This is a genomic window from Vibrio sp. VPAP30 (assembly GCF_001188205.1).
GTDB classification, from domain to species: Bacteria; Pseudomonadota; Gammaproteobacteria; order Enterobacterales; family Vibrionaceae; genus Vibrio; species Vibrio bivalvicida.
This window is the reverse complement of sequence record NZ_LBLS01000013.1, coordinates 442,069-455,967: the sequence shown is the minus strand read 5'-3', so window position 1 is coordinate 455,967 and position 13,899 is coordinate 442,069. Positions and strand designations below refer to the sequence as shown.

The window sequence follows — 13,899 nt, the reverse complement described above, 5'->3', positions numbered from 1 at the left end:
AATGAAGTACAATTATCAACCGCTTGTTTCAGAGCTAGGCTACTCCACGCTGCATTCATTGGATGTTTTGCAAACCTTATGGGGCGGCTATGGCGAACTTGTTCGCCTTTATGTCGATAATACGAGCGTTATCGTTAAACATGTTTTGTTGCCAAAACCCAAGCATCATCCAAAAGGCTGGAACACTGATGTCTCCCACCAACGTAAACTTCGCTCGTATCAAGTCGAGCTGAACTGGTATCAGTTTGCGGCGAAGCTATGTCACGCCAAAGTCCCAGCAACGATAGTGGTTAAGCAACAGGAACAAGAGCTGTTGTTGGTGATGGAAGATCTCAAGCAAGTGGGTTTTACTGAAGTCGTTACAACGCCAAGTCAGCATCACTTAAGAGCCTGCCTTGGTTGGCTTGCCGACTTTCATGCTCAGCATATCGGTCATCAAGGCGAGGGACTGTGGGAAGTTGGTACCTATTGGCATTTGGCTACCCGAGCTGATGAGTTACAAGCATTGAGTGATGAAAGGTTAAAGGCGAAAGCTGAGCAGATAGATAGTGTGCTTCAAAATGCCCCTTTTACAACGCTGGTGCACGGTGATGCGAAACTGGCAAACTTCTGCTTTACGCCTGATGGCAAAAACGCAGCAGCGGTTGATTTTCAGTACATAGGTAAAGGGTGTGCGATGAAAGATGTCGCGCTGTTGATGAGCAGTGCAGTAGAGCCGCAGCAGTGTGCTGAAATGGAGGCTTGGATTCTGGATGAGTATTTCGCTGCTCTACGATTGGCTTTGCAGACACATCAACCCCATTTGTCTGCCGAAGAGGTTGAAGCGGCTTGGCGACCACTGTTTGTTATTGCTTGGGCGGATTTTCAGAGATTTGTGAAAGGTTGGAGCCCAGAACATTGGAAAATCAATGACTACACTGAGAGTTTGAAAGATCGCGCTCTAGACATGTTAAAGGCTTACCCTTAGGTAAGCCTTATATTTACTACAATTTTATACGTGCCATGTAGTAGGTATTGATGTACTCGCCATCTCGGTAAGAGCCAAACTTGGACTCACCTTCTATCTCAAAACCAAACTTCTTATAACAGGCAATCGCTTGGTCATTGTCGGCGTTGACTTCAATTTGCACTCTTTTCACTTGCAGCCAGTTGTCGGCTAAATCAAGCACAGTTTCTATCAACTTACTGCCTACGCCTAGCCCGTGGTAATCATCGTGAACACCGATACCAAAGCTTGCACAGTGAGCGGTACGGGGACGTTGCGAATGTTCAAAGCCAATATTGCCGACCACTTTACCGTCTATTTCTGCAACAAAGCTATAAATACCAGCAGGCATGTTTTCCAGTCGGGTTGTCCACATACTCACTGAAGGTTTTGGGAGTTGGAGTGTCTCACGCTGCGCTTTAGGTTGTGAGTAAACTTCACACAATGCGGCGGCATCGCTGACTTGAGTCGGACGTATTATTATTTCCATCTTATTTGCCTTTTCGACTGGTTAAACATAACGCCACCATAACGAGATTATGCAGATTGTTAAAGTATTGTTTTAGAAAATATTTTATTCGGTTGTTGTTGGTGAGCAGTAGCTACAGCCTTTATAAGGTCCACAATGGTATAAATTGTAAATTTGTTTGTTTCTCAAGCTTAGGCGATCTAATGTAACAGCTTGTTCACATAAGGAATTACTCATGAATCATTCCGCGAGTTGGAAAACTCCGCAAAACTTCCTCATGCTTATTTCAATCGTCGTCCCTATTGCTTTCTCAAGTTGGATGGCGTTGCTTAACAACTTCGTTATTGAGCGAGCAAACTTTGATGGTTCAGATATAGGTTTGTTGCAGAGCGTGCGTGAAATACCGGGCTTTCTTGCTTTTACCGCAGTGTTTGTGTTGCTGTTTATTCGAGAGCAGCGTTTTATGATACTTTCCCTCGCTGCTTTGACATTAGGAACCGCAATCACCGGCTTTTTTCCTTCACTTTTTGGATTGCTGTTTACGACTCTTCTTATGTCCACTGGTTTTCATTATTTTGAAACGCTGAAACAGTCTTTATCACTACAATGGCTCTCTAAAGACGAAGCACCTGAAATGCTGGGCAAGTTTATCTCTGTTGGTGCACTCGCCTCGCTGGTGACCTATGGTTCGCTTTGGATTTGTCTAGAAGTCTTCAAGATGGATTTCCAATGGGTTTACTTAACCTTTGGCGGTGTTGGATTCTTGCTCGTGGTGTGGATGGCGTTCGCCTTTCCTCAGTTTGAAACCAAGGTGCAGCAAAACAAGAAGCTGGTCTTGAGAAAACGTTACTGGCTTTACTACGCCCTGACCTTTATGAGTGGCGCACGCCGACAGATTTTTACCGTGTTTGCAGGCTTCTTAATGGTGGAGCGCTTTGGTTACTCTGCTGCAGATGTCACTCTACTGTTTATCATCAACTACGTGTTTAACTTCTTATTCGCCAAACGTATCGGCCGCTTCATTGGCCAAGTGGGCGAGCGTAAAGCGTTAATGTTTGAATACGTTGGCTTGATTGGGGTCTTTGTCGGTTACGCTTTGGTAGAGACAGCAGAATGGGCTGCGGCACTCTATGTTATCGATCACCTGTTTTTTGCTCTAGCGCTGGCAATCAAAACCTATTTCCAAAAAATCGCCGACCCTGCTGATATGGCGTCTACCGCCGGTGTCTCTTTCACCATTAACCATATAGCAGCCGTGTTTATTCCAGTGACTTTCGGCTTTATTTGGTTGGTATCGCCAGCCGCAGTCTTCTACATTGGTGCAGGTATGGCGCTGGTTTCTTTGTTATTGTCTCTCAATATCCCGAGATTACCTGAAGAGGGTAATGAAGTTCGAATTTTAAAATGGAGCTAGTTTTATTTTATCGATGAGGTAATTACTTCATCTATTCGGACTCTTGTCACTTGGTGGATAGTTATTTTTATTTTCATTCTAAATCAGATTTTTATGTTTGTTTATGTTGTAAACAAAGTTAACGATGTTGAGTTTTTGAAATGTAATGTCTCGATATTGAGTCTGGAGACTTTTTTTCATGCGAGTAACATCCGCGGCGAAAATAAGATTCAAATAACTGTATAGGTTTTAACACCTATTTTCCCTCTATGTAACCTTTAAAACAGCTCTTTAGAGGAAATCTAGTTAAACGAAATCTTGCTGTTCTCATATCAATCAGCCGAAAAGGTTTATTATGACGGTAAAAAAATTATTGCCAGTTTGTCTTGCTCTCGGACTATCTGCTTGCGGTAGCGGTAGTAACTCACAACCTCAAGCTGATTTGAGCTCTCAGTCTCTTGCTGTGACTCAAGCTAGCCCTAAGAGTGGTGACGTTGTACTCGAATGGAATAAAATAGATGGAGCTAGTTATTACAAATTACTTCGTTACAGAGCGACCAATCAATATCTAAACAGTGACGTGGTCGCTACTAATATCAAAGGTACCTCAGTAAACATTGAGTTAGACTTAGTTGATATCGATGGCATGACAGCACAGTATGAATTGCTTGGATGTAGAGATAATGGAGTATGTCCTATCCAAACACCTAGATTTGAATTACAAAACTTAGACCAGTATGTCACTAAGCTAAAAACACATGTTGTTCATGGAAACGAAACGAATGTCCCTCATTTTGGGCAAGCATTAACGTGGCTAGATGGACATCTTCTGGTCAATTCAGGTGAAGATTTAGCAGATATTTATAAACAACAAGATAGCGGTCAGTATGTATATACTCATCAGTTTAATGTTGGCGCGAATTTTGGTTATGGTACAGGCTCTATACTCGCTGATATTACTGACCAATCAGGGGGTATTATTTATGCAGGCACTAGACGATTTTCATCAGGTGATACTACCGAGCTTCATGTAGGCCTAATTTCCCCGCAGGGCCATAAGATGCCTGACAGAACACTTGCAAACAATAATGGCTTTGCCTCCGCAATTGCAATATCTGAACACAATGGAGAAATGGTCATTTATGGCTCTCCACAACATGATGGCAGTGGAAAAGTTGAATACATGAAAGTTGGTGGCTCAACTCTGAAGGGGGTGATTCAAAAACCTAGCGATTTGTCTCATGATGCAAGATTTGGTGCCAGTGTATCAGTCGCCAATGATGAAGTGCTAGTTGTTGGTGCTCCAATGGATTCAGTTCGCAAACAGTCTTCTAGTGAGATAAAGCATAGTGGAGCTGTCTATATTTACCGCAGAGCATCTAACCCCAAAAATGCAGATGATTTGTGGCGATTAGATGCGACGCTAACTCTACCAGGAGTCAGTGCGGTCGAAGGAAGCGGATTTGGTGAAATTGTAAAATTGAATAGTTCAGGAGACTTACTTGCAGTGGGAGCTCCAGGTATTGATGAAGTCCTAATTTATAGGTATGACAGTCAAAGAGGTTATTGGTACCAGAATGCGGTTGATACAATCGATCCTGTTAAATCTTCCAAAGGTCAAAGATTTGGTTCGCGAATTGCTCTAAGTGATGATGGTTATCTTGCAGTTACAGCAGAAAATGCTCCTTGGCGTGGCTTTGGTCTTCATACAAATGCTGATACTTTAGAGCTTGGAGGTGACGGTGATGGCGCTGTATATATATATCACCTGACGAATTATGGAGATAGAGACCGTGCTTATGAAGGAGTAATTACTGGTGATAGCGTGCCAGGCGTGGATGAAGCTTTTGGTGAGTCGCTTGAGTTTAAACCTGGCTCTCACAAGCTTGCGATAGGTGCTCCTATGCATCCATCGGATCCTCTTCTTGATTGGAGTGATAGTTCTTGGCCTGAAGCCGGTGCTGTCTACGTGATTTAAGATATTTTCTGTTCTTGCCGATGATCAGGGTTGATTTGTGGCGTTAGAGTGGACGTTAATTGGTACATAGTTGAAGGGGGCCGAGGCTCCCTTTTTTAGGTGTTGCCTACAGGCCTTTGAAATGGATTTGACGCATGTATTCTACATCGGTGCCGGAATGGCGTTGGTTTCATTGTTATTGTCTCTCAATATTTCGAGATTACCTGAAGAGGGTAATGAAGTTCGAATTTTAAAATGGAGCTAGTGTAAAAGATGAAAGTAGCCATTATTGGATTGGGTGATATTGCGCAAAAAGCGTATTTGCCAGTGATTTGTCAACGCGCTGATGTTGAGCCAATCTTTTGTACGCGCAATCCTGAAACTTTAGCTAGCCTCGGTCAACAGTATCGGGTTGAAAAGCAGTGCCAAGACTACCAACAGCTTTTAGCTTTTGCTCCTGATGCGGTGATGATTCATGCTGCTACCTCCGCTCATCGTGAGATTGCCGCTTATTTTCTCAAGCAAGGGATTCCCACTTTTGTCGATAAACCGCTAGCTGACAGTGCACAGGATGTTGAGTTTCTGTATGAACTGGCTGAAAAGCACAACCAGCCACTGTATGTCGGTTTTAATCGCCGTCATATTCTCTTGTATAACGAGCATATCAAGGAACTTGATCAAGGGGCGGTTGGCGACCTTACTTCCCTAAGGTGGGAGAAACACAGATTCAATCAACCGGGTGATATTCGCATCTTTGTGTTTGATGACTTCATTCATCCTCTAGATAGCGTAAACCTAAACGCACAAGCAACTCTGGACGATGTCTATGTGACTGCGCAGTTTGAGCAGCGTCAGCTTGCTCGGGTCGATGTACAATGGCAAACGGATTCAACGCTGCTGCATGCATCGATGAATAGACAATTTGGTGTGACCAAAGAGAGAGTGTCAGCGACCTATGCAAACAAAGCGTTGGAGTTTGACTCTTTTGTTGAGGGGCGAGCTTGGCAACAAAGCCAAGAATCAAAACTCGTGCTGAAAGATTGGACGCCAATGCTTGCTAGCAAAGGGTTTGATTGCATGATTCAAGATTGGCTTGATGTAGTCAAAGCTGGCAAGCTTGCTATTGAAACGATAAGTCGCAATATTGCTAGTCATCAACTCGCAGAACATTTGGTTAGTCATTTAGAAGCGCAGATGAAATAGCAAACACTGATCAAATAGAACAAGCGGAGGGGAAACCTCCGCTTTTTCATAACTGACTGAACCTGTCTTGAATATAATCGACAAAGGTTTTTATCTGCCCAGGGATAAACTTTGACTGAGCATATTGAGCAATGACCTTACCTTGGTAATTGCCTCCTACATGCCAATCTTGAAGAATCTCAATCACCTCTCCCGATTCAACATAATCTTGAATTGCAAATTCTGGAAATACGGAAATACCTACTCCGCACAACACAGCCTCACGACGAATTTCGCTATGATTTACGGCAAATGAGCCATTGACGTTAATCGACACTTTCTTATGATTATTGGTAAAGTCCCACACTCGATCGCGAGGATTTTCTCCAAGGCAAAGGCAGTTGTGGGATGAAATATCTTCCGGGTGGATGGGGAAACCGTGTTGCTCAAGATAGTCAGGGTTAGCGCACATCACTAAGCGGCATTGAGTTAGCGTCTTTGCTATTAACCCTTCAGTTGGCTTGTCAGTGATATGAATGATTACATCGACTTCATCGCCAATGGGGTCGATATAGTGGTCGGCGACTTTAAGCTGTAGCGCGACGTTAGGGAAGGCATCAATAAAGTCGAGAATCATCGGCATGAGAACTTGCCTAGAGAGGGCTTTGGGCGCCGCGACGCGTAGTACACCAGACACCTCGGTTTTATCGGCCTGAGCGGCTGAGACTGCCATTTTAGCTGAGTTAATCATATCGCTACACAGGCTATAGACCTCTTGTCCTGTTGAGCTTAACCGCATCTGTCGTGTTGTTCTTTCGAGTAGTTTTTCCTCTAATGCATTTTCTAAACGGGTTATCGAACGGCTGACCGATGAAGGTGAAACCCCGAGTTTTTTTGCCGTGTTTGAAAAACTACCAGAGTCGACGACGTTGACGAAGATTGCCATCTCAGATAACAGTGGAATAAGCCGATTTGTGTCCATGGCGCAAAAATCCTTTGCATATTTGCAGTATTGTTTCGTTAAAGTTACTTATGGATACTAATTAAGTCAATTGACAGCAAGGAAAGCGGAAAGGACATCGTGAAGAAGTTAAGAAGTATTGAAGATATTCGTACCATCTCTAGTACGGTTAAACATGTTTTAACTCTGTTTAGCGGTGGTTTAGATAGCACATACCTCCTCGAGATACTTAAAGAACAAAAAGTGAAGGTGACCGCATTGGTGGTTGATCTCGGGGAAGGTATTGATGAGTCAAATTTACAGCTGATTGCCGATCATTATAGTGTGGATCTATTGATCTTAGATGCCAAGCAAGAGTTTGTTGAGCACAGTTTGGTTTCTGCAATACAAGCACAGGCCCTCTATCTTGGCGATTACCCTGTCAGTTCTTCATTGTCACGTCCAATCATCGTCAAAAAGGCGGTGCAAGTGGCACAAAAGCTCAAATGTGAAGCTATCATCCACACCGCTAATCAATCTCAAAATAGCCTCAGACGCCTCAATGGCGCAATTGAGGCGAGTGGCTATCAGGGATATTACGGCTCACCCTATGAATACTCAGCACTGACCCGAGAAGAGAAAACCGCAGCGCTATTCCATTCCGGTTTAGTTGGATTTAAATCTCGCAATGTCAGCGGTGATGCCAATCTTTGGTGCCGTGAATTTGAGTCTGGCGTTTTGGATGACCCAGAATCATTTACTGTTTCAGAATCTCTGTTTAGCTGGTCAAAATGGAATCCAGCGAAGCAGCTTGACAACCATCAAGTAAGAATAGGATTTCGTAAGGGATATCCGGTAACAATCAACGATTTACCGATGAACCTTAAAGAGTTAATTGCTTTCATTAACAACCACGTTGGCGCGTATGAAATCGGTCGATATGTAGGTTTCGACCACCTAGATGAGGATGAGAAAGTCTTAGAGGTGCGCGAAGCACCCGCTGCTCACATCCTTATGAAAGCATATAAGTTGTTGGAAACAGCAACTTTACCTACCGATGTTCTCAAAGCAAAAGCGATGCACAATGAAATGTGGACCCAAGAAGCGGTTGAAGGCCGTTGGGGAAGCATGTTGCAGAGCTCAAGTTATGCGTTCATCGCTCACACTGCCGAGCATGTCTCTGGCAGTGTTTTATTCTCACTATCACGAGGACATGTTCTCGCAACTAGCATAGTTGCAGATGAACCTAAGTATCTTCGTGATAGAGATGCATGGGAAGTGCAAACCGCTCATAAAAGAAGTTTGCGCGCACTCACCCCTGCATCATTAAAAAAACAGCAACAAACGGCGTAGTTGCGAGGTGACCTATATGGAAACGGTGAAAAAGCCTATCGAGCGTCATGCATCGGTTATTGCTCAGATACTCAGTCAAAATAGTTATGTTTTTGTCAGTGGTAAGCAGATGACTAATCTGCTGACAACCAATGTAGATGAGGTGATTCGATTTAAAAACTGCTGGAACCACCTAGAGCGTGATCGCTATATGGCAGATGGCGGGGCGTATCGTTACCGTCGATATGGTCAGTTCCTAAAAGCAAAAGGTGGTAAGCAGATTTCAATGCTGCCCCATGAGGCCTATGTGCAGCCTTCTTATATCAACTCATTGAATGGTGACATTGAGCGCCACTTTGAGCCTTTAACGGATCGCTTTGTCACATCGCCAATTCTAGAGAGATTGTTGCTGTTATTAAGTGACGTCTATGACTTGGCAGAAGGACAAGCAACAGATTGGAATATTCGCTTACACCCTTATCGAATCATCGCTGATGAAATCGAACAAGGTGAGCCAACCCCAGAAGGGTTACATCGTGATGGCGTGACCTACATAGCATCACTGATGATCAATAAGATCAATGTATCTGGCGGTGAAACCACGATCACAGACGAAAATGGCAACACTCTGGAATCCCTGACGTTGGATAAAACATTTGATGTAGTGCTTGCTGATGATGAAAAGACCATGCATGAGGTGACTGCCATCACGCCAAACAGTATAGATAAATGCGCGTACAGGGATGTACTCGTTATCGCTTTTACAAAAATGGAGGAATAAGATGACAACGGCTACGGGTCAATTAAAAAAAGGAAGTTTTAAGTTTCCGTTAACCGAATCATTGTTGCTGCTCGTCGCAGTTTTTTGGGGCACAAGTTATGGGTTGACCAAGAGTGCCCTTGTTTACACCAGCGTTTTGGTTTTCATTTCGATTCGTTTCTCGATCACTTTTCTATGTATGCTACCTGTAGTGATTCGAGACTTTCGCCGCGGGCTCAATAAAGACTGGAAGATTGCCATACCGACCGGTTTTATCCTATCGGCGATTTTTTTCTGCGAAGTGTTCGGGGTTTCTCAAACCTCAGCATCAAATGCGGCGTTTTTGATTAGCTTATCGGTGATACTGACGGCCTTCGCCGAGTTGATAATCAATAAGAAACGAGTCAGCAATACCTTATGGGGTTTAACTCTGTGTAGTGTGGTAGGCGTCTTGTTGCTAACTAGTAACCAAGGTATCGAATTGTCCCTCAATACCGGTGACTATTTTATCCTAGGGGCGGCATTGCTTAGAGCCTTAATGGTGACGCTAACTAAGCGTTTTACCGAAGGAAAAGAAATTACCACAAGTACGCTTACGTCACTCCAATCGCTGGTGGTCGCTGGTGTTGCGATATTCGCTGCTATGGCGTACTTACCTGCATCTGAATTTGTTATCCCAACCAGTACCGAGTTTTGGATTACAGTGGCTTACCTAGTGTTGTTTTGTACTTTGTTTGCCTTCTATGTTCAAAACTATGCAGTGCGCAGAACTTCACCGACTCGAGTTTCTTTGCTGATGGGCAGTGAGCCTTTGTTTGGTGCGATATTCGCTATGGTGTGGTTGCAGGAGTCATTGAGCTTGTTACAGGTGGCTGGTGGGGCACTGATTCTGTTTAGTGTTATTGTCACCTCAACGAAAGAGAGCTAAAAATCGGGTCAATAAAGACCCGACTTTCTACGTCAATCAGTGAACGTTGGCTTGGGGCGTTCACCAAACAACTTAGGTTTGAAGGAACCAAGCACTAACTCTAAGAATAACGGTATAGCATTAGACATACCTATAAGCTGCTCGATTTTAGCTTTTTCAAAATACTCTGGATCGAGAGTATCTTTGTTGAGTGAAGCTTTAGCTAGTTCGACCATTTCCGGCATCATTGGGACTAAGAATACAAACGCGTTGACTGCGAGAAAACTTAAAAGTAATAGTTTTATTCTTAACCAATTTGGCTTGTAATCGAATTGGCGGTAAAGGTACAGGTCTGCAAGCACCTTCAGCCCTAGCCCAGGTAGTATTAGAATATATGCACTTAACTCCTTATATATTCCCACATGATAAGCCGTTATCGGGCTTTCATGGCCTAGTGTTGCACCAATCACGATGTGAGAAAGAATCCCTCCCACATACATGATAGTTCCTAATTCGTTGATAAAATTAATAAATTTAATTTTCATATATGGAATCGCTGGATTTAAATCACTGATTTAGCGTTTAAAATCAAGCTTGTGGCCCAAGTGCTGAACCTGAATCGTCGCGTAGCCAAGCATCACGGCTTCAAACTGTTTGCTCAGCTCTTGAGCATGTTGTGCGTCTTTAGCAAGAAAGGCAACTGAGTAAATTGGACGTACAATTCCGTCATTAAGTTCTTGTGTATCGAGGTAAGATGACGTGACGAGCCCCGCCTGATTTAGACTGATGACACGTTGCAAGTCGATGCCTAGTACACGATCCATCTCTAGTGCTTCTATACCTTTTTTCCATGTGATTGTTACTCCATAGTTGTTGTAAACAGGTGTATTGTCTAACCATTTTGAACCCATAGGCTGAATGTTTGCTATTTTGACCAGCTCCTTTTTGTAGAGTGGTAAATCCTTAAGTTTTTGTTCTACCTGTGCAGGGTTGTCTGCTTCGATAACAAAGCGCAGCATCTGTACTGAGCGGTTATCAATCTGGCTACGAGACACGAACATATCTTTGATTTCGCCTTGTTCCACGAGTTTGCCAAAGGCTGCTTTTTGCTCTGGCATAGTGTTAAGAACTTCTTCTGCATTGTCGGTGTTCCATTCGAGTGAGACACCGAAGTCTGCCGCGATTGTAAAAGTTGAAGCGAAAAGTGATGTGATGAGTGCTGCGGTAGTTAATGCTTTCATGTCATGTTCCTCTATATAATTTGGATAAGTTATCGTTTGTGGTTGATTACCAGCGCGAGCGGTAGCTTCGGTGGCAGCTTTTACAGGTTTTTTGCGCGGAGTCTAAGCTAGACTCAGCAAGGGATAGGTTTTGTTGCTGACTAGCCTGATAAAGCTGTTCAAAACCTTTATCCATTTGCAGCAACAGTTGATTAAATATCTCGGGTTTGCTCCATATATTCTCTTTCGCTTTACTGCCTTGTTGGCTGCCAGTTGGAAACAGAGCTAATAGGCTTTGGCTATGGTTTTTTAACTGTGAACTGGTAGAACCAAGCTTATCCCACTCCGTATTTGAACCATCTAGGGTGCGGCTCGCACTCTTAACCAACGTTTCTACCTGTTCAAAAGCATGCTGTCTTTGTTCAATTTGCTGCGAGTAATCTTGCGCGTGAACCAGTAAAGGGGTTGAGCACAGTAGGCTGACAATGACTTTGTTCATATTGGTCGTCTCTTCTTTTCGTTTGATCATTTTCGATCATGGCGTGTTGTTGGGAGTTAATTTACACAGCAATAATTGCAATTGCAACTATTGTTGTGTAAATTAATGCAAATGAAATGAACAACCAAACAATTGAAGAGGTATCAAATGAAAGTATGGGATCTATCTACACGCCTATATCATTGGGCTCAAGCAGGACTTTTTATGGCGCTATTGGCGAGTGGTTTTTCCGGTAATGGTCCGCACGTCCAGTTGGGTTTAGCTATTACGACCTTGATCATATGGCGTATAGTTTGGGGATTTGTTGGCAGTGAAACGAGTCGTTTTAGGCAGTTTCTGCGTTCACCAAAGAGTGTATTCAACTACCTATTGGGTAGGGAGTCATCGCGACCAGGTCATAACCCAGCGGGAGGGTGGATGGTGCTAACCTTGCTTTGCGCTCTACTTGTTCAATGTATTTCAGGAATGGCCTTGGCGGGATTGCTTGATAATTTGCCGTATGCTGAAGTTTGGCTAACGGATTCAGTATTCTCTTTGCTTGAAAGTACGCACTTACTGCTGGCAAATCTTCTACCTGCGTTAGTGGCTCTACATGTTGGTGCAATTGTGTTCTACAAGTTGCGCTCCAAACCACTGACTTGGGCAATGGTAACTGGTAAGCAAACCTTTTTAAATCAATCAGGGAGTGTATTGCTAGTCTCTCAATGGCGCGCATTATTAGTGCTAGTTGTAGCAACATCAGTTACCATGGCAATAGTTGCATTCTCATAGTGAGTAAGTTGTAAATGAGTGAAGAATTCGATAGACAACGTAGTTTTGGTTGGCTGATTAATGTTGTGGCTAATGACGCCGCGAAAACATTCGATACGGAACTAAAAAAACATGGCCTGACAATTGCTCTGTGGCCTACGTTGATGTGTTTATGGGAAGAAGAGGGCGTGACCCAACGCGAGATTGCGCAGAAATCTAAGGTGGAAAACTCAACCACAACTAGAACACTCGATAAACTTGAAAATCTCGGGCTGGTTGAAAGACAAGCGGATCCCAACAGCCGCCGTTCTTTCCGAATTTATCTGACGGATGAAGGGCGTGCGCTTAGAGAGCAACTCATCCCCATTCCTTTAGGGATTAATCAAAAAATCCTCAGTGCACTTGATCCACAAGAGCGTGATGAGCTGATTCGTTTATTGCAAAAATTGGTTGCCCGAGTGTAACTTGCTAGAGGCTTTATGCAGATGGAGAATAAAATGACCAAGCCACTCAATGAATGTATTGTGCCAATGTACCCAACTATTCAAGCGCTAGACGTCAACGCGCTTGAGGCGGGAGAGCACAAATTCTGGTTTGCGGTTGCAACGGACGCGATTGGTCATCCGCAAACATTGCCCGTTAGAGTGTTCAAAGGGGCGAAGCCCGGAAAGCGTATTGTGATCACGGCGGGTGTGCATGGTGATGAACAAAATGGCATTTTAACCGCGCAAAAGCTTGCCCGAGAGCTAGAGGGCAAAGCGATTTCCGGCTGCGTTACTATCGTTCCGGCGGTTAACTTATCGGGCATTGCCCGCCACAGTCGTGATTTTCACTCTGCTGCGCCAGACAGTTCTTCTGCGAACCTTAATCGTATATTCCCAGGTAATCCAAATGGCGATGATGCCAGTCGCTATGCTTATAGCTTGTGGGAAAATCTACTCAAACCCAATGCTGATCTCGCGATTGATCTCCACTCTCAAACTAGCGGCAGTGCGTATCCACTTTATGCGTTTGCCGATTACCGAATTGACGATGCGATTCGGATGGCGAGGCTGATCAACCCTGATGTGATTCTCAATGACCCCGGTGACCCTGGCATTCTTGAAACTGTCTATAACCGAGCGGACATTCCATCTATTACTATCGAGGTGGGGGTTGGCCGTTACACAGATCTAGAGATGGTTGATAGAGCAACGCTGGGCGTGTTGAACGTACTGCGCTCTTACGAGATGCTGGAAGGAGAAGTACAGACGGCGCAAGAGCAATGCATTGAGGGAAATACCATCACCAGTGTGAGGGCAGAGCAGGGTGGCTTTGTGATTTGTCATGTTGAGTTGTTGGAAAATGTCGAACAGGGGCAAAAACTTGCTACGCAATACAATAGCTTTGGTGATGAGATCCAAACCTACTACTCACCTACAAGCGGAACCGTGATCAGCCATAACGTGGAATCGGTTCGTGCACCGGGTTCGCTAGTGGTTCGATTGATAAAGTAACCCCGACAA

At 44.0% G+C, this 13,899-nt stretch carries 15 protein-coding genes; 10 read left to right on the top strand and 5 right to left on the bottom strand.

Annotated elements, in window-relative coordinates; all coding sequences use genetic code 11:
- Position 1 precedes the first annotated feature (1 nt).
- Positions 2-967, top strand: coding sequence for an aminoglycoside phosphotransferase family protein (locus ZX61_RS03945; protein ID WP_049843400.1), 966 nt, complete (start codon positions 2-4; stop codon positions 965-967).
- A 16-nt stretch (positions 968-983) separates the two neighbouring features.
- Here the strand turns inward: ZX61_RS03945 and ZX61_RS03940 are convergent, their stop codons facing one another.
- Positions 984-1,475, bottom strand: a complete 492-nt coding sequence (locus tag ZX61_RS03940) for a GNAT family N-acetyltransferase (RefSeq protein ID WP_049843399.1) — start codon at positions 1,473-1,475, stop codon at positions 984-986.
- A gap of 214 nt (positions 1,476-1,689) precedes the next feature.
- Between ZX61_RS03940 and ZX61_RS03935 the strand changes: the two genes are divergently transcribed.
- The 3 genes from ZX61_RS03935 to ZX61_RS03925 all read left to right on the top strand — a co-directional run bounded on the left by ZX61_RS03935 (position 1,690) and on the right by ZX61_RS03925 (position 6,007).
- Complete coding sequence (locus ZX61_RS03935; RefSeq protein WP_049843398.1) at positions 1,690-2,868, top strand: MFS transporter; 1,179 nt, start codon at positions 1,690-1,692, stop codon at positions 2,866-2,868.
- A gap of 334 nt (positions 2,869-3,202) precedes the next feature.
- Positions 3,203-4,825 carry a hypothetical protein gene (locus tag ZX61_RS03930; protein ID WP_049843397.1) on the top strand — a complete coding sequence of 541 codons (1,623 nt, stop codon included), beginning with the start codon at positions 3,203-3,205 and terminating at the stop codon, positions 4,823-4,825.
- Between the two features lie 252 nt (positions 4,826-5,077).
- Positions 5,078-6,007 (top strand): Gfo/Idh/MocA family protein, encoded by a 930-nt coding sequence (locus tag ZX61_RS03925; protein WP_049843396.1) that lies wholly within the window; start codon positions 5,078-5,080, stop codon positions 6,005-6,007.
- A 46-nt stretch (positions 6,008-6,053) separates the two neighbouring features.
- On the opposite strand, the gene ZX61_RS03920 is transcribed toward ZX61_RS03925, so the two are convergent.
- Positions 6,054-6,968 (bottom strand): LysR family transcriptional regulator, encoded by a 915-nt coding sequence (locus tag ZX61_RS03920; RefSeq protein WP_049843395.1) that lies wholly within the window; start codon positions 6,966-6,968, stop codon positions 6,054-6,056.
- A 99-nt stretch (positions 6,969-7,067) separates the two neighbouring features.
- On the opposite strand from ZX61_RS03920, the gene ZX61_RS03915 reads away from it, so the two are divergent.
- From ZX61_RS03915 to ZX61_RS03905, 3 genes are read left to right on the top strand one after another with little or no spacing between them, the layout of a single operon-like run.
- Entirely contained in the window at positions 7,068-8,279 is a 1,212-nt protein-coding gene (locus tag ZX61_RS03915) for an argininosuccinate synthase-related protein (protein WP_049843394.1), read from the top strand.
- A gap of 16 nt (positions 8,280-8,295) precedes the next feature.
- Positions 8,296-9,039 (top strand): 2OG-Fe dioxygenase family protein, encoded by a 744-nt coding sequence (locus ZX61_RS03910; RefSeq protein ID WP_049843393.1) that lies wholly within the window; start codon positions 8,296-8,298, stop codon positions 9,037-9,039.
- Between the two features lies 1 nt (position 9,040).
- The gene (locus ZX61_RS03905) at positions 9,041-9,946 is read left to right on the top strand and encodes a DMT family transporter (protein ID WP_049843392.1); all 906 of its coding nucleotides are present in this window, start codon (positions 9,041-9,043) and stop codon (positions 9,944-9,946) included.
- A gap of 32 nt (positions 9,947-9,978) precedes the next feature.
- Here ZX61_RS03905 and ZX61_RS03900 read toward each other — a convergent pair whose 3' ends face one another.
- The 3 genes from ZX61_RS03900 to ZX61_RS03890 are packed head-to-tail and all read right to left on the bottom strand — an operon-like array spanning position 9,979 to position 11,674.
- On the bottom strand, positions 9,979-10,470 hold the full coding sequence (locus ZX61_RS03900; RefSeq protein ID WP_004743900.1) for a hypothetical protein: 492 nt from the start codon (positions 10,468-10,470) through the stop codon (positions 9,979-9,981).
- 30 nt (positions 10,471-10,500) lie between these two features.
- Positions 10,501-11,166, bottom strand: coding sequence for a hypothetical protein (locus tag ZX61_RS03895; RefSeq protein ID WP_049843391.1), 666 nt, complete (start codon positions 11,164-11,166; stop codon positions 10,501-10,503).
- Positions 11,167-11,212: 46 nt separating this feature from the next.
- On the bottom strand, positions 11,213-11,674 hold the full coding sequence (locus ZX61_RS03890; protein ID WP_235431289.1) for a c-type cytochrome: 462 nt from the start codon (positions 11,672-11,674) through the stop codon (positions 11,213-11,215).
- 117 nt (positions 11,675-11,791) lie between these two features.
- Between ZX61_RS03890 and ZX61_RS03885 the strand changes: the two genes are divergently transcribed.
- Genes ZX61_RS03885 through ZX61_RS03875 form a run of 3 tightly spaced genes read left to right on the top strand, consistent with a single transcriptional unit; the run spans position 11,792 to position 13,890 of the window.
- Entirely contained in the window at positions 11,792-12,415 is a 624-nt protein-coding gene (locus ZX61_RS03885) for a cytochrome b/b6 domain-containing protein (protein ID WP_049843390.1), read from the top strand.
- Between the two features lie 14 nt (positions 12,416-12,429).
- Positions 12,430-12,858 carry a MarR family winged helix-turn-helix transcriptional regulator gene (locus tag ZX61_RS03880; RefSeq protein ID WP_004743896.1) on the top strand — a complete coding sequence of 143 codons (429 nt, stop codon included), beginning with the start codon at positions 12,430-12,432 and terminating at the stop codon, positions 12,856-12,858.
- Positions 12,859-12,891: 33 nt separating this feature from the next.
- Positions 12,892-13,890, top strand: coding sequence for a succinylglutamate desuccinylase/aspartoacylase family protein (locus tag ZX61_RS03875; RefSeq protein ID WP_049843389.1), 999 nt, complete (start codon positions 12,892-12,894; stop codon positions 13,888-13,890).
- Positions 13,891-13,899 lie beyond the last annotated feature (9 nt).

Excerpts from the sequence above, each read along its gene's own strand:
- ZX61_RS03945 (WP_049843400.1), top strand. The coding sequence starts at position 2 with ATGAAGTACAATTATCAACCGCTTGTTTCAGAGCTAGGCTACTCCACG.
- ZX61_RS03940 (WP_049843399.1), bottom strand. The coding sequence starts at position 1,475 with ATGGAAATAATAATACGTCCGACTCAAGTCAGCGATGCCGCCGCATTG.
- ZX61_RS03935 (WP_049843398.1), top strand. The coding sequence starts at position 1,690 with ATGAATCATTCCGCGAGTTGGAAAACTCCGCAAAACTTCCTCATGCTT.
- ZX61_RS03930 (WP_049843397.1), top strand. The coding sequence starts at position 3,203 with ATGACGGTAAAAAAATTATTGCCAGTTTGTCTTGCTCTCGGACTATCT.
- ZX61_RS03925 (WP_049843396.1), top strand. The coding sequence starts at position 5,078 with ATGAAAGTAGCCATTATTGGATTGGGTGATATTGCGCAAAAAGCGTAT.
- ZX61_RS03920 (WP_049843395.1), bottom strand. The coding sequence starts at position 6,968 with ATGGACACAAATCGGCTTATTCCACTGTTATCTGAGATGGCAATCTTC.
- ZX61_RS03910 (WP_049843393.1), top strand. The coding sequence starts at position 8,296 with ATGGAAACGGTGAAAAAGCCTATCGAGCGTCATGCATCGGTTATTGCT.
- ZX61_RS03905 (WP_049843392.1), top strand. The coding sequence starts at position 9,041 with ATGACAACGGCTACGGGTCAATTAAAAAAAGGAAGTTTTAAGTTTCCG.
- ZX61_RS03900 (WP_004743900.1), bottom strand. The coding sequence starts at position 10,470 with ATGAAAATTAAATTTATTAATTTTATCAACGAATTAGGAACTATCATG.
- ZX61_RS03895 (WP_049843391.1), bottom strand. The coding sequence starts at position 11,166 with ATGAAAGCATTAACTACCGCAGCACTCATCACATCACTTTTCGCTTCA.
- ZX61_RS03890 (WP_235431289.1), bottom strand. The coding sequence starts at position 11,674 with ATGATCAAACGAAAAGAAGAGACGACCAATATGAACAAAGTCATTGTC.
- ZX61_RS03885 (WP_049843390.1), top strand. The coding sequence starts at position 11,792 with ATGAAAGTATGGGATCTATCTACACGCCTATATCATTGGGCTCAAGCA.
- ZX61_RS03880 (WP_004743896.1), top strand. The coding sequence starts at position 12,430 with ATGAGTGAAGAATTCGATAGACAACGTAGTTTTGGTTGGCTGATTAAT.
- ZX61_RS03875 (WP_049843389.1), top strand. The coding sequence starts at position 12,892 with ATGACCAAGCCACTCAATGAATGTATTGTGCCAATGTACCCAACTATT.